The 22,075-nt window shown below is 48.9% G+C and carries 15 protein-coding genes, 2 tRNA genes, 3 rRNA genes and 1 riboswitch; of the genes, 3 read left to right on the top strand and 17 right to left on the bottom strand.

Annotated features, from left to right (window positions below; all coding sequences use genetic code 11):
- Nucleotides 1–9: 9 nt before the first annotated feature.
- The 4 genes from UNDKW_RS06930 to UNDKW_RS06915 all read right to left on the bottom strand — a co-directional run bounded on the left by UNDKW_RS06930 (nucleotide 10) and on the right by UNDKW_RS06915 (nucleotide 2,517).
- Entirely contained in the window at nucleotides 10–453 is a 444-nt protein-coding gene (locus UNDKW_RS06930; protein ID WP_110257282.1) for an ExbD/TolR family protein, read from the bottom strand.
- A 16-nt stretch (nucleotides 454–469) separates the two neighbouring features.
- Nucleotides 470–1,165: a protein TolQ gene (tolQ, locus tag UNDKW_RS06925; RefSeq protein WP_162040380.1), complete on the bottom strand. Its 696-nt coding sequence runs from the start codon at nucleotides 1,163–1,165 to the stop codon at nucleotides 470–472.
- Between the two features lie 59 nt (nucleotides 1,166–1,224).
- A complete protein-coding gene (gene ybgC, locus UNDKW_RS06920) occupies nucleotides 1,225–1,635 on the bottom strand; it encodes a tol-pal system-associated acyl-CoA thioesterase (protein ID WP_162058107.1) in 411 nt (136 codons plus the stop codon).
- Between the two features lie 129 nt (nucleotides 1,636–1,764).
- Entirely contained in the window at nucleotides 1,765–2,517 is a 753-nt protein-coding gene (locus UNDKW_RS06915) for an SDR family NAD(P)-dependent oxidoreductase (RefSeq protein WP_162058106.1), read from the bottom strand.
- A gap of 198 nt (nucleotides 2,518–2,715) precedes the next feature.
- Nucleotides 2,716–2,852: riboswitch (ZMP/ZTP riboswitch) on the top strand.
- An 89-nt stretch (nucleotides 2,853–2,941) separates the two neighbouring features.
- Between UNDKW_RS06915 and glyA the strand changes: the two genes are divergently transcribed.
- Both glyA and nrdR read left to right on the top strand, forming a co-directional pair.
- A complete protein-coding gene (gene glyA, locus UNDKW_RS06910; protein WP_162058105.1) occupies nucleotides 2,942–4,192 on the top strand; it encodes a serine hydroxymethyltransferase in 1,251 nt (416 codons plus the stop codon).
- Nucleotides 4,193–4,332: 140 nt separating this feature from the next.
- Nucleotides 4,333–4,785, top strand: coding sequence for a transcriptional regulator NrdR (gene nrdR, locus UNDKW_RS06905; protein WP_162058104.1), 453 nt, complete (start codon nucleotides 4,333–4,335; stop codon nucleotides 4,783–4,785).
- 18 nt (nucleotides 4,786–4,803) lie between these two features.
- Here the strand turns inward: nrdR and UNDKW_RS06900 are convergent, their stop codons facing one another.
- The 13 genes from UNDKW_RS06900 to UNDKW_RS06840 form a co-directional block, all read right to left on the bottom strand.
- Entirely contained in the window at nucleotides 4,804–5,253 is a 450-nt protein-coding gene (locus UNDKW_RS06900; RefSeq protein ID WP_162058103.1) for a type IV pilin protein, read from the bottom strand.
- 17 nt (nucleotides 5,254–5,270) lie between these two features.
- A complete protein-coding gene (locus UNDKW_RS06895; RefSeq protein WP_162058102.1) occupies nucleotides 5,271–8,762 on the bottom strand; it encodes a pilus assembly protein in 3,492 nt (1,163 codons plus the stop codon).
- Nucleotides 8,763–8,914: 152 nt separating this feature from the next.
- Entirely contained in the window at nucleotides 8,915–9,508 is a 594-nt protein-coding gene (locus UNDKW_RS06890; RefSeq protein WP_162058101.1) for a PilX N-terminal domain-containing pilus assembly protein, read from the bottom strand.
- Entirely contained in the window at nucleotides 9,505–10,455 is a 951-nt protein-coding gene (locus UNDKW_RS06885) for a PilW family protein (protein WP_162061809.1), read from the bottom strand. The genes UNDKW_RS06890 and UNDKW_RS06885 overlap by 4 nt, the downstream gene beginning before the upstream one ends.
- A gap of 11 nt (nucleotides 10,456–10,466) precedes the next feature.
- A complete protein-coding gene (gene pilV / locus UNDKW_RS06880; protein WP_162058100.1) occupies nucleotides 10,467–11,003 on the bottom strand; it encodes a type IV pilus modification protein PilV in 537 nt (178 codons plus the stop codon).
- A 14-nt stretch (nucleotides 11,004–11,017) separates the two neighbouring features.
- Entirely contained in the window at nucleotides 11,018–11,386 is a 369-nt protein-coding gene (locus UNDKW_RS06875) for a GspH/FimT family protein (RefSeq protein ID WP_162058099.1), read from the bottom strand.
- Nucleotides 11,386–11,601: a Tfp pilus assembly protein FimT/FimU gene (locus tag UNDKW_RS06870; RefSeq protein WP_162058098.1), complete on the bottom strand. Its 216-nt coding sequence runs from the start codon at nucleotides 11,599–11,601 to the stop codon at nucleotides 11,386–11,388. The genes UNDKW_RS06875 and UNDKW_RS06870 overlap by 1 nt, the downstream gene beginning before the upstream one ends.
- Before the next feature lie 947 nt (nucleotides 11,602–12,548).
- Nucleotides 12,549–13,589 (bottom strand): IS110 family transposase, encoded by a 1,041-nt coding sequence (locus UNDKW_RS06865; protein WP_162058097.1) that lies wholly within the window; start codon nucleotides 13,587–13,589, stop codon nucleotides 12,549–12,551.
- Between the two features lie 333 nt (nucleotides 13,590–13,922).
- Nucleotides 13,923–14,035: ribosomal RNA gene (gene rrf, locus UNDKW_RS06860) — 5S ribosomal RNA — on the bottom strand.
- A 244-nt stretch (nucleotides 14,036–14,279) separates the two neighbouring features.
- Nucleotides 14,280–17,152: ribosomal RNA gene (locus tag UNDKW_RS06855) — 23S ribosomal RNA — on the bottom strand.
- 413 nt (nucleotides 17,153–17,565) lie between these two features.
- Nucleotides 17,566–17,642: transfer RNA gene (locus UNDKW_RS06850), tRNA-Ile, on the bottom strand.
- Nucleotides 17,643–17,668: 26 nt separating this feature from the next.
- Nucleotides 17,669–17,744: transfer RNA gene (locus UNDKW_RS06845), tRNA-Ala, on the bottom strand.
- An 89-nt stretch (nucleotides 17,745–17,833) separates the two neighbouring features.
- A 16S ribosomal RNA gene (locus tag UNDKW_RS06840) occupies nucleotides 17,834–19,361 on the bottom strand.
- The 16S, 23S and 5S rRNA genes sit together here with 2 tRNA genes alongside, the layout of an rRNA operon.
- 1,029 nt (nucleotides 19,362–20,390) lie before the next feature.
- On the opposite strand from UNDKW_RS06840, the gene UNDKW_RS06835 reads away from it, so the two are divergent.
- On the top strand, nucleotides 20,391–21,998 hold the full coding sequence (locus UNDKW_RS06835) for an NAD(P)/FAD-dependent oxidoreductase (RefSeq protein WP_162058096.1): 1,608 nt from the start codon (nucleotides 20,391–20,393) through the stop codon (nucleotides 21,996–21,998).
- The last annotated feature ends 77 nt before the right edge of the window (nucleotides 21,999–22,075 follow it).

Genomic DNA, 22,075 nt, shown 5'->3' with positions numbered 1-22,075 from the left:
TGCAAAAACTCACTTGGTCGCCAGACCAACGCGATTGATACCCAGTTTTTTTGCTTCTGAAATCACTTGTATGACCTCGTCATAAATCATGCCCTTGTCAGCAGAAACCAGCACAGACAACTCTGGCTTGGCATCATGATACTCACGCAGTTTTTGCATCAGTTGTTTGCGGTCTTTGGCTTCTTCCTTGCTTTCCTGGCGGTTGTTGCCATTGTTACCGGCTTTGCTGTTGATGCTGATAGTGGAAGCTGCATCGGGCCGCAAGGTGATTTCTATATAATCAGATGGCGGCTGGGTAGATTGCCCGGCAGTAGGCAGGTTGATGACGCTGGGATTGGTCATCGGTGCGCACACCATGAAAATCACCAGCAACACCAGCATCACGTCGATATACGGCACAACGTTGATCTCTGCCTTGAATTTGCGTTTACGTTCGCCACGCAGGGTACTCATGCTATCTCACTCTGCCTTAGCGTGACTGACGCTGGAGAATGTTGGAGAATTCCTCGATAAAGGTTTCAAAGCGTATCGCCAGTCTATCGATATCGTGGGAGTAACGGTTATAGGCCAGCACGGCAGGTATAGCAGCAAACAAGCCTATCGCAGTAGCAATCAGGGCTTCAGCAATACCAGGAGCGACGGCAGCCAGTGTCGCCTGCTGCACATTCGCCAGACCACGGAAAGAATTCATGATGCCCCAGACCGTGCCGAACAGACCTATATAAGGCGAGACCGAGCCGACGGACGCAAGAAAGGACAGGTGTGATTCCAGCAAATCCATCTCGCGCTGGTAAGACGCACGCATGGCACGACGCGCGCCATCGAGCATGGCGGTGGCATCCAGCGTGGTTTTATTGGCTGTCTTTACCTTGTGATATTCGCTCATGCCGGCTTCAAAGATGCGTTCGAGCGCACCGCTAGTGTCGCGGCCAGTACGACGGCTATTGGTCGCCGCTGCATACAGATCAACCAGATTGCCACCAGACCAGAAATTGCGTTCAAACTCTTCAGTTTGTCCACGCGCTTTTTTGATGGCGAACATTTTACTGAAGATATAAGTCCAGCTCGTCAGTGACACGCCTAGCAGCAATGCCATGACCAGTTGCACCAGAATAGAGGCATTCGTGATCAGACTTAAAAATGAAAGGTCTTGGGTAACAGTCATATTGAATCAATTCAAAAACAAAACACCGGGCAATGTTGCCGCCCTAAAATAAAATAATTTCAGCCAGCATCTCTGTCTATCTGTGCCAGCACGTCAGCAGGAATTGCCGCCGGTCTGACCTCAGTCTTGCTGACACAAGCAACCTTGATCTTGCCTGAGGCCAGCAAACGCTGGCCACACCAGGCTTCTTGTACAAACTGTACAGACGCCCTGCCCAGCTTTTCGACCACGACGGTGAGTCTTAGTTCATCATCCAGCCTCGCGGGTGCATGATACTCGACTGCAGTGGCTTTGACGACAAACATCAGGCCATGCTCATCTGCCATTTGCTGTTGATTGACGCCTGCCGCCCTGAGCCACTCGGTACGGGCACGCTCAAAAAACTTCAGGTAATTCGCATAAAAAACGATGCCACCGGTATCAGTATCTTCATAGTAGACCCTGACCGGCCATACAAATTCTGTTTTCATAGTATAAACTTTACCAGCTATTCAGTGCGCATATTTACTCTTTGTCACTCAAAGGAGCTACTGCTGCCATCAATTTGGCAGCAGGCAGAGCAAATTTACATCTCAGCAAAGCCTGAGACCTGATGAAAATCAAGCAGTATTGCGCTTGATGACCAGCGGCCCATAGCCCTGGCAAGTAGGCATCATTTCTATGTGATTGATATTCACATGCGCAGGCAAAGTAGCGATCCAGTAGGCTGTTTCAGCGATATCGATGGCTGTCAGCGGTACGGTGCCCTCATAGACCTTGGCTGCCGCATCATCATTGCCACGGAAGCGCACATTGGAAAATTCAGTACCACCACATAGGCCAGGAGCAATATTGGTTGCACGAACACCTGTACCAACCAGATCAGCACGCAAATTGCGGGTGAACTGATCGACAAAAGCCTTGGTCGCGCCATAAACATTGCCACCTGGATAAGGTGTTTCACCAGCCACCGAACCTATATTGATGACCGTACCACTGCCACGTGCCACCATGTCTGGCAGGATGGCCCTGGTAACTGTCACCAGGCCCTTGGTATTGGTGTCTATCATGGTATCCCATTCATCCTGGGACGCCAGGTGGGCAGGCTCTGTACCTAGGGCCAAACCAGCATTATTGACCAGCACATCAATATTTTTCCATTCGGCACTTAATCCAGCCAAAGCCTGTTTGATGGAATCTTTGCTGGTCACATCCAGCGTGACTGGCAACAAGGCAGCGCCTAGCTCTGCTTGCAAGGCGTCCAGCCTGTCTTTGCGGCGTGCTGCAGCAATGACTTTATGGCCTTCGCGGACAAATTTGCGTGCCATTTCTTCACCAAAACCTGAACTTGCGCCTGTAATCAAGACGATCATGCTGAATTCCTTCAATTTTTGTGGGTAATTTGCCTAGCTGACGTTTGCAGCTCTGAAGCATACTATTTTAAGTGGTTTTGCCATCCAATATCGGGAAGCTAAAAATTTCAAGGCAATACTTGTGTGAAAATTAATTTTTGCCATACCACTGCTGGCACTTGCCCATTCAAACGCCATCACGTAAAATCCTTGCACCATTTCATCTCACGTGACTGGCGAAGTGGCCATATCTGCCCTGTTAGACGGGCAAGCATCCTGGCCCAAGATGGAGATCCATCGGGAAGCGTGAGATTTCGGAGTCTATCTGACTCCAGCCGTGCGCCTGGGTAGCCTGATGGTAAAAGCAATGAGGCTGCCCCTATCCGTTTCAGACACCTCATTAACAACAATCATTGTTTATTAACAGGAATAATCAGGAACCGCCATGTTTGCAAAAAATCATACCCTCGCCAACGTAGATCCAGAACTGTTTGCTACGATACAAAAAGAAAATGTCCGTCAACAAGAGCATATCGAGTTGATCGCCTCTGAAAACTATTGTTCCCCTGCCGTCATGGAAGCCCAGGGCTCCCAGTTGACCAACAAATATGCTGAAGGCTATCCAGGCAAGCGCTACTACGGTGGTTGCGAGCATGTGGATGTGGTCGAGCAACTGGCGATTGACCGTCTGAAGCAATTGTTCAATGCCAATTTCGCCAATGTGCAGCCTAATTCTGGCTCACAAGCCAACCAGGGCGTGTTCTTTGCCTTGTTGAACCCAGGCGACACCATCATGGGCATGAGCCTGGCTGAAGGTGGTCACCTGACCCACGGCATGCCTTTGAATATGTCTGGCAAATGGTTCAATGTCGTCTCTTATGGCCTCAATGCACAAGAAGATATAGACTACGATGCCATGGAAAAACTGGCGCGTGAAACCAAGCCTAAACTGATCATCGCCGGTGCTTCCGCATTTGCGCTGCGCATCGACTTTGAGCGCTTCTCCAAGATCGCCAAAGAAATCGGCGCTTACTTCATGGTGGACATGGCCCACTATGCTGGCTTGATCGCTGCTGGTGTGTATCCTAACCCAGTACCTTTTGCAGACGTCGTCACCTCCACTACCCACAAGAGCCTGCGCGGCCCACGTGGCGGTATCATTTTGACGAATGATGAAGCGATCGCCAAGAAGATCAATTCTGCGATTTTCCCAGGTCTGCAAGGTGGCCCGCTGATGCATGTGATCGCTGGTAAGGCAGTTGCCTTCAAAGAGGCACTTACACCAGAATTTAAGGCTTACCAAGAACAAGTCGTCAAGAATGCTGCTGCGCTGGCAAATACCCTGACTGAACGCGGCCTGCGTATCGTTTCTGGCCGTACAGAATCCCACGTGATGCTGGTGGATTTGCGTCCTAAAAACCTGACAGGTAAAGAAGCCGAAGCCATCCTGGGCTCTGCCCACATGACTTGCAACAAGAACGGTATCCCGAACGACCCACAAAAACCGATGATCACTTCCGGCATCCGCCTTGGCAGCCCGGCTTTCACTACCCGTGGTTTCAAGGAAGAGCAAGCAGTTAAAGTGGGTAACCTGATTGCGGACGTACTCGACAATCCGCATGATGCAGCAACGATAGAACGCGTGAAAGCTGAAGTCAAACAATTGACAGATGCATTCCCGGTTTATCAAGCGTAATGATTCATCAAGCTTAAGAGATTCAACCAAAGCAGGGCTTAAGTATCAGGCAGTACAATAAAAAGCCACTCGCTTGAGTGGCTTTTTTGTATCATCGAATTATAAAATCAATTATAAAAACCAATGGAGCACCATACGCCATGAAATGCCCTTTTTGCCACCTCGATGACACCCAGGTCATCGACACCCGAGTTTCAGAAGAAGGCAATGTCATACGCCGCCGCCGCCGTTGTGCCGACTGTGACAAACGTTTTACCACCTATGAGCGTATAGAACTGGTGATGCCTGTGATCGTCAAGAAAAACGGCAGCCGCACAGAATATGAAACCGCCAAACTGCGCGCCAGCCTGATGCTGGCATTGCGCAAGCGTCCGGTATCTGCCGAAGCAGTCGAGACAGCAATACAAAGAATAGAAGAAAAATTATTGTCCAGCGGAGAGCGCGAAGTCATGTCCGGCCACCTGGGTGAACTGGTCATGCGCGAATTGAAGCGCCTCGACAAAATCGCCTACATCCGCTTCGCTTCTGTGTATAAAAGCTTTGAAGATGTATCCGAGTTTGCCGAGGCGATACAAGAGGTCAGGAAGAGCTAAAGCTCCTCCTGATTTTTATTACTTGGTCCAGCAGGTATCGACAGATAAAGTATTGCCCACATTCGACCTTGCACCACTTTCATTGATCGCATAAGTGCCACAGCCATCTGCGGCCATCCTGCCACCGGCTCGCGGTACAGCACGAACGCTAAAAGTAGTCGCCGTTGGTGCTATCGTGAAACTGATGTCATAGTCAATATTACTGCCCGTAGCACCTACCGGGCTCACCAGCATAGGCAGGGCAACCGGGGTGTTGTCACGCATCTTGTCATAACGATCGTTCGCAGTCATGAAGCTCTGCATGAATTGCACATTTTGCGTTAGAACAGAACGCGCATCCGCACGTCGGCTCCGCCTGACATTATCGGTATATGCAGGGACAGAGATTGCGGCCAATATCCCCAAAATAACGACCACAATCAATATCTCTATCAGAGTAAAGCCAGCTTCCGATTTCTTAATTAACACTTGAGCACCTCTATGATTTAATCAGTACGCAATATCTGCTTCCAGATACGTCTGGTAGGGTTGTAACTTGGAGCAATAGCTGAAGCATTTGTTCCATTACCGGATAAACCTGCACCAGATGATACCGGTTGATAAATAATTGCCGACGAACCATTTTTCAGCAACGTAGATCCAAAGGTCAAACCACCCTGCTTACCAGCAATAATCGCATCTGCAGAAGTCACTTTATTATCGCCATTCGTATCAAACGTAGGGTAAGGGAAAACATTACCGTTCATGGCATTCAAAATAAATGTTGTTGATTTACCGTCTGAAGAACAAGTATCTACAGCACTGGCTGGAATAATAGTGGTGAACACTATCTCATCAAAGAACATTTGCGGATCAATGGTCAGACGTTCACCTGTACTCAAGTTCAAATTCATATACCAGCCACGTTTACTTGTCCAGTCAATCGTTTCATTACTGACTGTATAAGCATTGGAACCAGACCAGCTCAAGGTTCGTTTTTGCAGGGCAGACTGACTACTTGAGATAGCAGTTGGAGAACTGACACCAGATGCACCAGTTTGATCCCACACGCCATACAAAGATTGAACGTCAGTATTCAAAGCATCTTCCGTTTCGTAAATTTTCCCTGTGCCAAACAGCAACATCATTCCACCATTACTATGTGGAATCATATCAGGCTGGACTGTGATTGGCTGTGCAACACCACCAATTTTTGCCTGAAATAAAGGTGTGCCAGAAAATGCAATCGTAGTGCCTGAACTCTTTACATCAAATTTCCACAAATTACCCAGCAAATCACCAGCAAAAATGGCTTTAATAGTTGCATCAGAGCCAACAATCAATTTTGGCGTAGCCAGTCCATTAGGTGTAGTTGCATTTCCCACACCAGTATCTATTTTGGTCACCACGCCATCACTCAGGCGAATGATGAACAACATGGCCTTTTTGGAATTGCTTTCATAGCCGTTCCCCAAGATGGCAACCCAATCACCATTAGGCATCCGTCCGATTTGGGGAGTACCAATGGTGTATCCTAATTCAGGCTGTGTTGTAGAGTTAATTTCCCACAAAATCTTGCCTTCATTAAAGCTAGGGCGAGTAGGCACTGTGACATCCATGGCGTAAACAGCTCTGCCACCAGCACCAGTCGTCCCAACCAAAGCTGTTTTCCAGCCACCATCATAATAATCACCTACTGTAGGCGTACCATCAACATAAAATCTGTGCCCATAGGTTGTGCGTGACAGCAATGGCAAATTGCTCATAACGGCTTTTGGAATATAAGCAAACTCCTCTACACCTGTGGTTCCATTAATCGCATGCAACATGCCATCGTTTGCCCCTATGTATACCATAGGGGTACGATTGTACTTACTCAACAAATAGGCACCATAAGTGCCTTTGCCAGGCGTGCCAGTTGGCATATAACTATAGCCACTGTCATCACCTGCTTTGACGTATTGAGGAGCAGAGTTTACAAAATCACCAAATGGAACCGTACGCGGACGAAGACGGTTCAAATCCGGGCCGCCGATGATGTAATCGACTATATTGGTTCCAGTGACGGTGGTTGCCGGATAAGTAGCTGCCTCTGTATCAAAATAAGCCTTGTCTGTAGGTGCAAGATTGGAGTAACTAAAGACTTTACCTTTTATTGCCGAATCGATATAGGTAAATACATTATTTTGCCTGGTGGAGAAAACAGGAGTCGTCGCAGTCCAGCCAGTCCCTGTAATGACGCCGTTATCATCCAACAATCTTTGCACCAGTTGACCTGACCAGTCAGACGTGCGGTAAGTCGAAGTAAAGATACTACTACCTGCGCGCACGGTATTACTGGAAGTACCTACTGCAGCAGCATCGCCGACACGCTCTGCTATCGTGTTCAAAGAAGAATCAAGTGCTGCGGCAAACTCCGTAGGATTGGATGCACTAAAGTACTTGCCACGGGAATTAACAGCGGCATGCCACAAATCGTCAATCTGATTGATAGAGCCATCTGGCCAGACCTTGGCACCACTCGTCAAGGCGGGCAAATCAGTGCTTGGATCCAGCGTGCCTTTGACACCCAAACCCACTGTGAACTGCGTCAGATGTTGCCAAAAAGCTGGGTCAGCCGATGTGGTTGGTACATTTTTCTTCGCTGCCGGCCAATCTGTGCGCAAATCATTTGCCCAATAATAAAAGGCTATATCTGCCAGCGTATCGCTAAAAGTATCGGTGTACGGTTTAGCGGGTGTGTATTGATAAGTTGTTCCATCTGGCCTGGTGATTGTTGGGCCATTGGTACCATCATAGTTACCATTGCGCCCACCTCCAGCAGCCGTACCGTTCCAATAGCCATCAGTCATTAAGATATTATAATTTTGGCGGCAAGTTAATTGCGTTGAGGCCAACCCGACACCGGAAGTCGTCTGCCATGGACCAGTAATTGACGTGTCTTTGAAATATTGACCAACCTCATCAACAGCCTTGCGCAATGGAGTACCCGCAGCTGGCATTCTCTGCTTGTACAAAGTATTCAAGAAATTGGTTTTATTAGCGGCACTGAAGTCATTTGAGACCTTGTTAATAACAGTGCCAGTAGTATTAATGGTACCAAATCCAACGCGGATCGTAGAATTTTGCTTGGAAAAAGCCTGGCCACTGCCGCCGCGCGCGGTCAGGATACGGGACCGATGATATTGGAACCAGTTGGCAAAATTCTGCAACTCTTCAGGTATTGTACATGCCGAACCAGCGCAGTCTGTACGTGCTGCCGCTTTCGCAGGAAAAACTGTTCCAGTCCTGATTTCATAACGATCAAAGCAAGCCAGCGTGGACTGGTTGCATCCTAGGGTGCCTTTATATACATAATAAAGGGCTGGGAAAATCGTTCTGCCATTAGTGTTGTACGATGTAGCGTCATCAGCCAGCCATCCATAAGCGCCGTTGGCATAAGTCTGATTAACTGACAAATTAATTGCATTGGTATTTGTTCCACCACTTGGTGCAACAGGGTTATAGAGCGCTGATAAGGGGTTGGCAGGTGCCATCAGGCCACCATTAGGATCCGCCCAAGGCTGATACAAAATCTTGGGATCGTAGTACGCCTTGTTGACGTCTGACGAACGCCAACGCGCGACTGTAATATTATGATTAAACCCAACAACAATACTGTGACCAATATCATAATCGCCTGCGCCGCCAACGTTATACACATTGGCTGGCTTGGGAAACACATTGGTCACCCAGCAATTACCACCGCAACCATCAATATAGTTATCATAGCCCTTACCCGTAACGTCACCACTACCCGTTCTGGCGATATTATCTGGCATCATTTCCCACATCATGGAGCCAGAATCATCGAGGGTATAAAATATATTAGGTGGCACATTGGGCTTCACCAGTGGTGGAGCATTTGATATTGTTGCGTATGCCAAGCTCGGCGCAATTAACTGCCCAATTAAAGAGCCGATCAAACACACGGTTAGCGGTTTATTTATTTTCTTCATGGTCTTCCCCTGAATGTTCATTCTTCTGCTGCCAGTTGCCATCTACCACACCATTGAATCTATAGTGATCAAATTTATTGAGACTAAAACATCAATGTTTGGCAAAAGGGCCCGCAGAGTAAATTGACGCGATATGCATCACAAAATGCCACTTATGTTGCGGAACCGATATATAAAGTCACTTGCAACCAGATCACTGAAAGGTTTGTACTCCCTTCTCCTCTGGCAGTAATCACATAGTTAGTCTGGTGTTGCAGGTCATTGGTACCTTCATTTGATCCGCTCGCCGAAAATACGGGATCGTTCTCAGGATGTGCTGGATCCTTAACCTTAGGTATAAACCATGCTTCTATCATGCATTCTGGCTGATTAGCCACATTTGGAACAGTGTTTGCCGGTAAGCGAAAACCTTTAGTTGCCCAGTTTGCCTTGGTTGCCCAGAGTACCGGAGGAGGATTATCATCGGTGGTCTGCACATATAAATTGATGGGAATATTATTCACAGTCCTGTCCAGACCAGCTGGCAACACACTACCTTTATTGGTGAGCTCAAAATCTCTTTGACAATATCGCAAAGCAGTTTCTGCAGCTTGGAATGCCAAGTTTTGCTCCCTTATACTACGAGCAAATCGCTCTTCCTGAGTAGCACGTCTCACCGCAGTAATCGCCAGCATCGTCAGGACCATCAGAAAAATCATGGAAGTCAGCATCACAAATCCACGTTGCGATGAGTAATTTCTTATCATAAGGTTCTCCCATTCGTGCGGCCACGCAAAGAAATGACACTAGAAAAAGCTGCATATAATCTTTTGTCAGTTGCAGTGACAAGATTGCCGCTACAGTCACGATATTTTTGTGCTGTTGGCGTAATGTTATCGTTAGCAGATCGCATCACTAGACAAACCCTCGCAGAAAGAACTTTAAAGAAGCGGTTCGTCATAAGTGCCCTGGTTTCAGCGGGCACCGTTAATGGATCCTTAACTTGATAGTCTGGCATGGGTACAGTCGTTGCTACATCTGTCAACTGCGCCGCAGTATAAAAGCCATCAACAGATTGATTATCATCCTGATCGTAACCATAGGTTACTTTCATATCGACAACGTTATCTGCTATAGGTTGCCCAGGTAAAACATTGGTTGCACCAGGTACCGTGCCGCCATTCCCTGCACAATAGAGCTCCCTGCGCCCTGTTACAGGATTTAGCTGAACATAAAAGCGATTTTCAACAATCGCAGGCACTGTTGTAACCGCCTGCCCCAAACAATCTGCCGGAACACCACCGCTGGAATTTGAATTGAGGCCATCAATCACATACCGGATCAGAAATGAGTCGGGGTTGGTACCACCGGCGCACACAGGGGGAACGGCAGTAGCTGAAGAGAAGCCCCCTGTACACCCTTCGATCGCCTGGCCTGCCCCCGTATAATTAGTAAAACCACCGCCAGCAATCAAAGAAGGCGACCCGTTTGTCAGTTGTCCATATCCTGCCATTCTTATATTGAATGCCAAAGTAGCCAAAGCCAGGCGGCCATCTTCTTCCATGAGCGCTTTGTCATCGGTTACCCTGTACGTCTGTGTATTGGTCACATACAAAGTACTAACAGCCAACATGATAATTAAACCAATTGCAAGGGAGATCATCAACTCCACTAAAGTCCGGCCTTGCTGATCGCGTAAATTCGTCATTTTCATATTTACCTCAGTTATGGCGAAAACCTGACAGTGAAACAACGCACACCTATACCAGGTGCCGGAGCGGTAGCCGTAGGGCATGCTGGGTCAACAATAGTCAGGTTAGCTTCCTTCCACATCACGACAACATCGTACCCTGTCGGTGCGACTGGCACGATATACCCCGCACCATCTGTCAGGCGATTTGATAAGCCTCTCAGCCAGTCATTGATATCGATAGCAGCAACCTCAGCAGGAGTGCAACGGGGACCGCCGCAAGTCGGCATGGCAGGCAAGCTTGTAACCGTCGTCGCATAGGCTGTCGTGTAAGTGTATGATGCTGCGCCAGTGACAGAATTTTTGACACCCTGACCATTTGCACGCATGCGCTCACTCAAATCATATGCGGCCTGAGTAGCCTCGGTGCGTTGATTGGCAACTTTTAAGTACCGCATCGTGTTTGCCTGCAAACTGGCGACGCCCAGCAAACCAATTGCAATGATAATGATCGTCACAACAATCTCCACCATCGACGCACCGGCCTGCTTGTTCAATATATGTTGTTTCATGACGCTCTCAATTCTCAATTACAGGCAGCGGTTTTTGAAACCATTATCCGCCCCCCAATGCCGACGCATACATAACGGTTCCGAGTTACATCTGGGTCATTACCTTTCACGTAAAATTGCACTGCCCCTCCCATATTTTGCCCTGTCGCATTAAAAGTCAGCGCCTGTACATTTGGATTTGGAACAACAGAGCCTTCAGTAAAAGCCCGCATGGTTGCAGGTTGAACGAACAACAAACTATCGCCAGCATTAAATTGCCCGTCAATGTTTGCATCCTTGAAGGCAATCCAGCCACCTGCCCAGCCAGTATTGCCTAGTGCATTGCTCGCCACAGCAGAACATGCCGGTATCGCAGCTTCTGGGTTATCGCTCTTGCAGATCACTACACCGCCCCCCGCTCACGTGCAATAGTCTTTACCAGAAGCAGATCATGCAACAGTGAATCTGTCGTAGTCCTTACACGGCCACCACTGAGCATGTTCCTGAACTGGGGTACTGCAAATACTGAAATAATGCCGATAATGGCAACAACAATCATCACTTCAATAATTGTGTACCCGCTTTGCCGCTCAGATCGGTTTTGATGTTTGTTGGTCATTTTTGTCACCTTAGTTTCAGACATGATATGCGTAATTGCATCCTGGAATCAAAAGCTAGTCGATTAACGGTATGCTTAAACTGATGAGTGGATATTGAAAATCGTATCCATAGTACAGGAGGCATCAGTTTATACCTCGCGAGTTCGCTTTTTGAGCTTTGACTTTAGATCACCAGCTTGCGCAGTGGTGGTTTCAACATGTCAACCTCTACCTGAGTTACAGCGATGAGTTGATAGTTTCACATAAATTTATCACAACGAATGCTCAAAATACGCCCCAATTTAGTGACTGGACAAGTGCATATCCTGAAGCGGACGCCTCCGTTAATCCACGAACGCCGCTGGGCTCTTGCCTGCGCTGGAGCGACGATGTTAAGTTTTCACGTTGAAACACGCGCATGCGGATGCAAAGATTTGAGCGACAGCGTCAACAATGGTAGCGATGCTGGCAGCCAGTCGCACAGGTTGTAAGAGAGCCAGCCTCAAATTCGTCGCTCCAGCGCAGGCTGGAGCCCAGTGTCGTTGGTCGATGAACCGTGCCGGTGATCAAGAGGGGGAATAAGTGATCAGACGGCTGGTGCGCACGGCGCATACATGGACGCCCCCCATTTGCAAGAGCATTTTCAAATTAAACCTGACATAGTCGATTGCAGCCATACATTCGGTCTTTATTGCAGCCGCTTGATGACTGCTGACGCATGATGAAATACGCTGATGGTCGCTCAATCACCCTATCGTGCTGATCGCACAGTGCGCCGAACGAGCTATTGACCATCCCGGTCTGACCTGTCCTGTCTTCATTTGAGTTTGCCCAAACAATCGGTGGTGTGCTCCGTTTCTTTGTCTTTGCTGCTATTTTTCCTGCTACTGCATGACGTTTTTACTTCACCTGGCTTCCTGCCTCGCCCCTGCTTTGTGGTTGCTACTGTTCTTTCAAACCGTGCTGATCATGTGCAGACGTCGTTGGTCTGCGCATGATCAGCACGGAATACTTCTCCGCTCTGCAGCATCGCCCAGATCCTCCTGGCATTCTTGGCTGCCAGAGCGCACACGGCGATGTTGTGTCCCCGCCTTTTGGCCAGTTTTACGACCCAGTCTTCGGCATAGGCCGGTTTGTTGATCCTGGCCTGCAAGACGGACCTGGCCCCATGGACGAGGAGTTTGCGTACATAACCATTGCCTCGCTTGCTGAGCCCCAGCAGAACTTGTTTGCCACCACTGCTGTGTTCCCTCGGTGTCAGCCCCAGGGCATTGGCAAACTTGCGTCCTTCTGTAAAGTTCTCTGCCCGTCCAAAGCTGCCGATGATGGCGGTGGCGGTGAGGACGCCTACGCCGGGGATGGTTTCTATCAGTTTGCAGGCGGGATTGCTTTGCAGTACTTGTTTGATCTGTTTCTCTACTTGACCAATTCTTTCTTCTAACTCACTGAGATACTGCAGTAACTCATCGACCAGGCCGTTGAGTATGCCGAGCATGCCGCGGCTTTGCTCTTGCCAGAGGGCGACTTCACGGCGCAGGTGGCGCAGGCCGGGAGTGAGTATCTGACCAAACTCAGCGAGCAGGCCCCGTATCTGGTTGGCGGTCGCAGTACGGTGTTTGACCCAGGCTTCTCTTACTCTGTGCAGGGCTTGTATCTGTTGTTCTTCACGGCTGCGTATCGTCACTCTCTGGATACTTTCTCTTACTGCTGCTTCTGCGATACCTGCGGCATCTCTGGCATCGGTCTTGTTTCCTTGTACAAAGCCTTTGACGTACTGGGGTGCCATCAGTTTGACATCATGCCCAAGTGACTGGATCTGCCGCGCCCATTCGTGAGCTCCTCCGCAGGCTTCCATGCCTACCAGGCACGGTGGCTGTGATGCAAAGAATCCCATGACTTCGCTACGCTTGAGTTTCTTCGACAGCAGCTTCTTGCCTCGGGCATTGGCACCATGAACTTGAAAAATACTCTTTGCCAAATCCAGCCCAATTACGGTAATCTTTTCCATGACGCTTCCCTTCTGTTAAGTAGTTTGTCGAAACTCTACTTTGGCACATCACGATGCCGTTTGGGAGGGGGGCGTCCATTTCATTACCCTACTGCGGTAGTGGAGCTATATAGTCCAAAGAATGAAATAAAAAAAACCAAAGACACAGAGTAAAAGTAGAGATTTCTCTTCGTTTTTTGCTGCTTTTGCCTTTCTCAGTGCCCCTCTGTGTCTCCGTGCCTCTGTGTTGAGAGGTCTTGACGTAGTTTTTGTTTGCTACGGCCCGATGCATTTCCGTTCGCGCAAAAGCAAAACCCCCACACAATAGCTTGTGTGGGGGTATGCGGAATAAAAGCCTGACGATAACCTACTTTCACACTGGTTGCAGCACTATCATTGGCGCGTAATCGTTTCACGGTCCTGTTCGGGATGGGAAGGGGTGGTACCGATTAGCTATGGTCATCAGGCATAACTTGTTGATTCGTTGATCGCTACGTTGTTTTGTAGCTGGCAACAAATCCAATTCAGAAGAAGTTAAGTAGAGTGTGCGATCTTATTCGCACTAATCAAATTTGTTTTGTTACCCCAAGCGAGACCATCGCTTGAGGTAGTGGTTGTGACTGCTGTCGAACTTGCCTGCTGTTTCCACAGCTAGCACATTTCGCAAACACTTCACAATACTTGTCGTAGCCTATTACCTGCTAAGGTTATAGGGACAAGCCTTACGGGCAATTAGTACTGGTTAGCTTAATGCATTACTGCACTTCCACACCCAGCCTATCAACGTCCTGGTCTCGAACGACCCTTTAAAGAGATCAAGTCTCTGGGAAGTCTCATCTTAAGGCGAGTTTCCCGCTTAGATGCTTTCAGCGGTTATCTCTTCCGAACATAGCTACTCGGCAATGCCACTGGCGTGACAACCGATACACCAGAGGTTCGTCCACTCCGGTCCTCTCGTACTAGGAGCAGCCCCCTTCAAACTTCCAACGCCCACGGCAGATAGGGACCAAACTGTCTCACGACGTTTTAAACCCAGCTCACGTACCACTTTAAATGGCGAACAGCCATACCCTTGGGACCGGCTACAGCCCCAGGATGTGATGAGCCGACATCGAGGTGCCAAACTCCCCCGTCGATATGAACTCTTGGGAGGAATCAGCCTGTTATCCCCAGAGTACCTTTTATCCGTTGAGCGATGGCCCTTCCATACAGAACCACCGGATCACTATGTCCTACTTTCGTACCTGCTCGACTTGTCAGTCTCGCAGTTAAGCACGCTTATGCCATTGCACTATTAGCACGATGTCCGACCGTACCTAGCGTACCTTCGAACTCCTCCGTTACACTTTGGGAGGAGACCGCCCCAGTCAAACTGCCTACCATGCACTGTCCCCGACCCGGATAACGGGCCAAGGTTAGAACCTCAAATAAACCAGGGTGGTATTTCAAGGATGGCTCCACGCAAACTGGCGTCCACGCTTCAAAGCCTCCCACCTATCCTACACAGATCGATTCAAAGTCCAATGCAAAGCTACAGTAAAGGTTCATGGGGTCTTTCCGTCTAGCCGCGGGTAGATTGCATCATCACAAACATTTCAACTTCGCTGAGTCTCGGGAGGAGACAGTGTGGCCATCGTTACGCCATTCGTGCAGGTCGGAACTTACCCGACAAGGAATTTCGCTACCTTAGGACCGTTATAGTTACGGCCGCCGTTTACTGGGACTTCAATCAAGAGCTTGCACCCCATCATTTAATCTTCCAGCACCGGGCAGGCGTCACACCCTATACGTCCACTTTCGTGTTTGCAGAGTGCTGTGTTTTTATTAAACAGTCGCAGCCACCAGTTTATTGCAACCCCTTCGTCCTTCTGCCGCAGGGCAGTCAAACTACAAGGGCGTACCTTATCCCGAAGTTACGGTACCAATTTGCCGAGTTCCTTCTCCCGAGTTCTCTCAAGCGCCTTAGAATACTCATCTCGCCCACCTGTGTCGGTTTGCGGTACGGTCTCGTATGACTGAAGCTTAGAGGCTTTTCTTGGAACCACTTCCGATTGCTTCGTGAATTAATTCACTCGTCTCAACCCCTTGAATTACGCTGCCGGATTTGCCTAACAGCCTTCTCCAGGTTAAAAACCGACTATTCCAACAGTCGGACAACCTTCCGCGATCCGTCCCCCATCGCATCATACGACGGTGCAGGAATATTAACCTGCTTCCCATCAGCTACGCATCTCTGCCTCGCCTTAGGGGCCGACTCACCCTGCTCCGATGAACGTTGAACAGGAAACCTTGGGCTTACGGCGTGGAGGCTTTTCACCCCCATTATCGCTACTCATGTCAGCATTCGCACTTCTGATACCTCCAGCAACCTTTACAAGTCACCTTCGCAGGCTTACAGAACGCTCTCCTACCATATCCATAAGGATATCCGCAGCTTCGGTGTATAGCTTAGCCCCGTTACATCTTCCGCGCAGGACGACTCGATCAGTGAGCTATTACGCTTTCTTTAAAGGGTGGCTGCTTCTAAGCCAACCTCCTGACTGTTTTAGCCTTCCCACTTCGTTTTCCACTTAGCTATACTTTGGGACCTTAGCTGGCGGTCTGGGTTGTTTCCCTCTTGACACCGGACGTTAGCACCCGATGTCTGTCTCCCAAGCTCGCACTCAACGGTATTCGGAGTTTGCAATGGTTTGGTAAGTCGCGATGACCCCCTAGCCATAACAGTGCTCTACCCCCGTCGGTGATACTTGAGGCACTACCTAAATAGTTTTCGGAGAGAACCAGCTATTTCCAAGTTTGTTTAGCCTTTCACCCCTACCCACAGCTCATCCCCTAATTTTTCAACATTAGTGGGTTCGGTCCTCCAGTGCGTGTTACCGCACCTTCAACCTGGCCATGAGTAGATCACTTGGTTTCGGGTCTACACCCAGCGACTGATTCGCCCTATTCGGACTCGATTTCTCTACGGCTTCCCTATGCGGTTAACCTTGCCACTGAATGTAAGTCGCTGACCCATTATACAAAAGGTACGCAGTCACGGAACAAGTCCGCTCCTACTGTTTGTATGCACACGGTTTCAGGTTCTATTTCACTCCCCTCCCGGGGTTCTTTTCGCCTTTCCCTCACGGTACTGGTTCACTATCGGTCGATATCGAGTATTTAGCCTTGGAGGATGGTCCCCCCATGTTCAGACAGGATTTCTCGTGTCCCGCCCTACTTGTCGCAAACTTAGTTCCACACCGATGATTTCATATACGGGGCTATCACCCTCTATGGCCGGAGTTTCCAATCCGTTTTATTATCAAAGATGCTAAATCTTGCAGGCTCTTCCCATTTCGCTCGCCACTACTTTGGGAATCTCGGTTGATTTCTTTTCCTGTAGCTACTTAGATGTTTCAGTTCGCCACGTTCGCTTTGCAACCCTATGTATTCAGGTTGCAATGACCTTACGGCCGGGTTTCCCCATTCGGAAATCTGCGGATCAATGTGTGTTTGCTCACTCCCCGCAGCTTATCGCAAGCTACTACGTCCTTCATCGCCTGATATCGCCAAGGCATCCACCATGTGCACTTAGTCACTTGTCCCTATAACGTTAGCTTCTGGTGTCTGTTATCGAATCTCTTCAATCCCAGGTTCATCACCAAAAACCGGTTATAGTTCTTTACTACTTATGAGTATTACTTTAGCGTTTGCCGTATCTCAAGGAATTTGATTTTTTCTAAAACTTGTCTTTCGACAGCTTTTTCAAACTCGCTTTTTAATACTATGTTTGTTCGATACAATCACAACCCTTCCATAAATTCGATTAGCTCGTCATTGCTGACTCACCAACCTCTCTTTACAGAAATAATTTTGATTATTTCTACTTTACTTCTTCTAAATTGTTAAAGAACGAGAACTACTTATTACTATGTCTTTCGCTTTGAAAGTACAAACCTAAATCTCTGTGCTCTATTCTTACTATGCACTGACTTACGTTTGCACTGTCGAGATCTTGTGGTGGGTCTGGTTGGGCTCGAACCAACGACCCCCGCGTTATCAACACGGTGCTCTAACCAACTGAGCTACAGACCCGATTCCTATTACTTCTACCAGAATCTTGGTGGAGGATGACGGGATCGAACCGACGACCCCCTGCTTGCAAAGCAGGTGCTCTCCCAGCTGAGCTAATCCCCCTTTTCGGGAACATGATCTCTTACCTGTGTTCTCTGTTCATTATCATTAACAGTCAATAAGTGTGGACACTTAACTACGCGCTACTCTAGAAAGGAGGTGATCCAGCCGCACCTTCCGATACGGCTACCTTGTTACGACTTCACCCCAGTCACGAACCCTGCCGTGGTAATCGCCCTCCTTGCGGTTAAGCTAACTACTTCTGGCAGAACCCGCTCCCATGGTGTGACGGGCGGTGTGTACAAGACCCGGGAACGTATTCACCGCGACATGCTGATCCGCGATTACTAGCGATTCCAACTTCATGTAGTCGAGTTGCAGACTACAATCCGGACTACGATACACTTTCTGGGATTAGCTCCCCCTCGCGGGTTGGCGGCCCTCTGTATGTACCATTGTATGACGTGTGAAGCCCTACCCATAAGGGCCATGAGGACTTGACGTCATCCCCACCTTCCTCCGGTTTGTCACCGGCAGTCTCATTAGAGTGCCCTTTCGTAGCAACTAATGACAAGGGTTGCGCTCGTTGCGGGACTTAACCCAACATCTCACGACACGAGCTGACGACAGCCATGCAGCACCTGTGTAAAGGTTCTCTTTCGAGCACTCCCAAATCTCTTCGGGATTCCTTCCATGTCAAGGGTAGGTAAGGTTTTTCGCGTTGCATCGAATTAATCCACATCATCCACCGCTTGTGCGGGTCCCCGTCAATTCCTTTGAGTTTTAATCTTGCGACCGTACTCCCCAGGCGGTCTACTTCACGCGTTAGCTGCGTTACCAAGTCAATTAAGACCCGACAACTAGTAGACATCGTTTAGGGCGTGGACTACCAGGGTATCTAATCCTGTTTGCTCCCCACGCTTTCGTGCATGAGCGTCAGTGTTATCCCAGGGGGCTGCCTTCGCCATCGGTATTCCTCCACATATCTACGCATTTCACTGCTACACGTGGAATTCTACCCCCTCTGACACACTCTAGCCTTACAGTCTCCAATGCAGTTCCCAGGTTGAGCCCGGGGATTTCACATCAGACTTATAAAACCGCCTGCGCACGCTTTACGCCCAGTAATTCCGATTAACGCTTGCACCCTACGTATTACCGCGGCTGCTGGCACGTAGTTAGCCGGTGCTTATTCTTCAGGTACCGTCATTAGCATTCCGTATTAGGAAACACCGTTTCTTCCCTGACAAAAGAGCTTTACAACCCGAGGGCCTTCTTCACTCACGCGGCATTGCTGGATCAGGGTTGCCCCCATTGTCCAAAATTCCCCACTGCTGCCTCCCGTAGGAGTCTGGACCGTGTCTCAGTTCCAGTGTGGCTGGTCGTTCTCTCAAACCAGCTACTGATCGTCGCCTTGGTAGGCTTTTACCCTACCAACTAGCTAATCAGATATCGGCCACTCCATGAGCACGAGGTCTTGCGATCCCCCGCTTTCATCCTTAGATCGTATGCGGTATTAGCGTAACTTTCGCTACGTTATCCCCCACTCTAGGGTATGTTCCGATATATTACTCACCCGTTCGCCACTCGCCGCCAGGTTGCCCCGCGCTGCCGTTCGACTTGCATGTGTAAGGCATGCCGCCAGCGTTCAATCTGAGCCAGGATCAAACTCTTCAGTTTAATCTCTGTTTTGTGTTCATTTCTGAACTGTGTCATGTGACTGACACATCGCTCACTCAAAATACTGACAGTTCAATGACTCATCTCTGAATCATCGTCTTGCTTTGTTATTTCTTGTGAACACTTGCTATATTATTTAAGCATTCCATTCAACCTAGATCGAATGGTGCGCTTCACCAAGTGCCCACATTTATTGACTGTTAATTGTTAAAGAACCTAAATCTTTTCTACCTAACCGGACTACTTATTCATCCAGTTTTGCGTCGCAGCGTTGTGTGCGTCAGCAGCAGAGAAACGAGATTATGAAGCACTTATTCGCCGCTGTCAACACCTGCAACTCATTTCGTTTTGTTTCGTTCTTGCGAACTAGCTAAACCGTTGCAAACTATTCACAGCAACCAGATCTTTCCGCAGCTTTTAACTTCTCCGCCCAATCTCCAGCTTTGCTTCTCTTCTCTCCCGCTCTTCAGCGGGAGGCGAACTATAGCAAACTTCCTCTCCCCTTTGCAAGACCCTGGCGTAAATTATTTAGGGCGTTTGTAGAAAAAGCATAATCAAGGGGTGCGCTGCGCGCACCCTTTTGCTTTCTTATTATTTATGGAATGTCTGTGAACGGACATCACGCCTCATTCACGATCGACGCTGGGCTCCTGCTTGCGCAGGAGCGACGGGTTCGAGGGCTATCTATATAGCGCTGATTTCGCTGATCGACCGGAACTCATCCTCACCCTAAGCCCTCCACTGCGCCGCTCATAGGCGGCTTGGATTTTGTCGGCACAAAGCAGGCTTTGTGAAATCCCGACTTCATCCCCTTGAAGGGGAAGGAGTTTTACGGCTTTGCGAAATTCTCTGTTTGATACAAAATTGATTTTGCATACCTGGTTAACATCGGCTTTCCTCGCAAGGAAATCCGTATATCAATGCACATGCGGGTAAAATAGCGGATTCATCAAACCACTAATACAACATCTGCTTATATATACATATGTAAGCAGATCATTCGCTATTAGTGTTATACGGACCGAATTTATGTTGCGCATTACCGATTTACAACTCCCGCTGGACCATGCCGAAGACGAGCTGAAAATAGCCGTGCTGAAGGAATTGGGAATTACAGAAAAAGAACTGATTAATTTTACGGTATTCCGCCGTAGCTATGATGCGCGGAAAAAGACCTCGATCATTTTGATCTATACAATCGATGTAGAGACGACGAATGAAGCGGCCTTGCTGGCCAGCCACAAAAACCGCACGAAGCTGTCGGAGACGCCAGATACGTCCTATAAGTTTGTCACGCATGCGGATGGCAAGCCATTTAAACGCCCGGTCGTGATCGGCTTTGGGCCTTGTGGTTTGTTTGTTGCACTGCTGCTGGCAGAAATGGGTTTTAACCCTATCGTGCTGGAGCGCGGCAAGACTGTGCGCGAGCGCACCAAGGATACCTGGGGCCTGTGGCGCAAGCGAGAATTGAAGCCGGAATCAAATGTGCAGTTTGGTGAAGGTGGTGCCGGCACTTTTTCTGATGGCAAGCTATATAGTCAGATCAAGGACCCCAAGCACTATGGTCGTAAAGTATTGACGGAATTCGTCAAGGCCGGCGCGCCGGAAGAGATCATGTATGTCAGCAAGCCACATATTGGCACCTTCCGCCTGGTGAAGATGATAGAGGAGATGCGCCACAATATAGAAGCACTAGGTGGCGAGATACGTTTCGAGCAAAAAGTGACGGACATCAATATCGTTGATGGCAAGGTTCAGGGCGTGCGACTGAATGACAATGAGTATATAGAAACTGCCCATGTAGTACTGGCGATAGGCCATAGTGCGCGCGATACTTTCAAGATGATTGCTGATCGTGGCGTATATGTAGAAGCCAAACCGTTTTCCATAGGGTTCAGGGTGGAGCATCCGCAATCTGTGATCGACAAAGCGCGCTTTGGCCCTAACGCAGGGAATAAGATATTGGGGGCAGCAGATTACAAGCTGGTGCATCACGCCAAAAATGGTCGCTCTGTGTATAGCTTCTGCATGTGTCCTGGTGGGACTGTAGTGGCAGCGACATCTGAACCAGGCCGTGTTGTGACGAATGGCATGAGCCAGTATTCTCGCAATGAACGCAATGCGAATTCGGCTATCGTGGTTGGCATTACACCTGCTGATTATCCAGGCAACCCATTAGCGGGCATAGATTTGCAAAGGGCGCTGGAAGAAAAGGCTTATGAGGTTGGTGGCGGCAACTACAATGCACCCGGCCAGTTGGTCGGTGACTTTTTGGCAGCCCGCCCATCGACGGCACTGGGCACGGTAGAGCCATCCTATAAGCCTGGTATTACACTGTGCGATCTGGCGACAGTGTTGCCCGAATTTGCCATCACGGCCATACGCGAAGCCTTGCCGGAATTTGAGAAGAAAATCAAAGGCTTCGCCATGAAGGATGCGATTTTGACTGGCGTGGAAACCCGTACGTCCTCTCCTATACGTATCAAGCGCAATGACGACGATTTGCAAAGCTTGAATACTCGCGGTCTGTATCCTGCGGGCGAAGGTGCAGGTTATGCCGGGGGGATATTGTCTGCTGCAGTTGATGGCATCAAGGTTGCTGAGGCAGTTGCTCTCGATATTCAGGCAAACTTATAAAGCCAAGCCGACAGCACACATGAAAATGGCAAAAACCGCTATGGTTTTTGCCATTTTTTTCATGCGAACCTCAAACT

This window comes from Undibacterium sp. KW1, assembly GCF_009937955.1.
Classification (GTDB): domain Bacteria; phylum Pseudomonadota; class Gammaproteobacteria; order Burkholderiales; family Burkholderiaceae_D; genus Undibacterium.
This window is presented reverse-complemented; position numbering and strand designations above follow the sequence as displayed.

Coding starts and splice junctions, on each gene's coding strand:
- UNDKW_RS06930 (WP_110257282.1), bottom strand. CDS start 453: ATGAGTACCCTGCGTGGCGAACGTAAACGCAAATTCAAGGCAGAGATC.
- tolQ (WP_162040380.1), bottom strand. CDS start 1,165: ATGACTGTTACCCAAGACCTTTCATTTTTAAGTCTGATCACGAATGCC.
- ybgC (WP_162058107.1), bottom strand. CDS start 1,635: ATGAAAACAGAATTTGTATGGCCGGTCAGGGTCTACTATGAAGATACT.
- UNDKW_RS06915 (WP_162058106.1), bottom strand. CDS start 2,517: ATGATCGTCTTGATTACAGGCGCAAGTTCAGGTTTTGGTGAAGAAATG.
- glyA (WP_162058105.1), top strand. CDS start 2,942: ATGTTTGCAAAAAATCATACCCTCGCCAACGTAGATCCAGAACTGTTT.
- nrdR (WP_162058104.1), top strand. CDS start 4,333: ATGAAATGCCCTTTTTGCCACCTCGATGACACCCAGGTCATCGACACC.
- UNDKW_RS06895 (WP_162058102.1), bottom strand. CDS start 8,762: ATGAAGAAAATAAATAAACCGCTAACCGTGTGTTTGATCGGCTCTTTA.
- UNDKW_RS06890 (WP_162058101.1), bottom strand. CDS start 9,508: ATGATAAGAAATTACTCATCGCAACGTGGATTTGTGATGCTGACTTCC.
- UNDKW_RS06885 (WP_162061809.1), bottom strand. CDS start 10,455: ATGAAAATGACGAATTTACGCGATCAGCAAGGCCGGACTTTAGTGGAG.
- pilV (WP_162058100.1), bottom strand. CDS start 11,003: ATGAAACAACATATATTGAACAAGCAGGCCGGTGCGTCGATGGTGGAG.
- UNDKW_RS06870 (WP_162058098.1), bottom strand. CDS start 11,601: ATGACCAACAAACATCAAAACCGATCTGAGCGGCAAAGCGGGTACACA.
- UNDKW_RS06865 (WP_162058097.1), bottom strand. CDS start 13,589: ATGGAAAAGATTACCGTAATTGGGCTGGATTTGGCAAAGAGTATTTTT.
- UNDKW_RS06835 (WP_162058096.1), top strand. CDS start 20,391: ATGTTGCGCATTACCGATTTACAACTCCCGCTGGACCATGCCGAAGAC.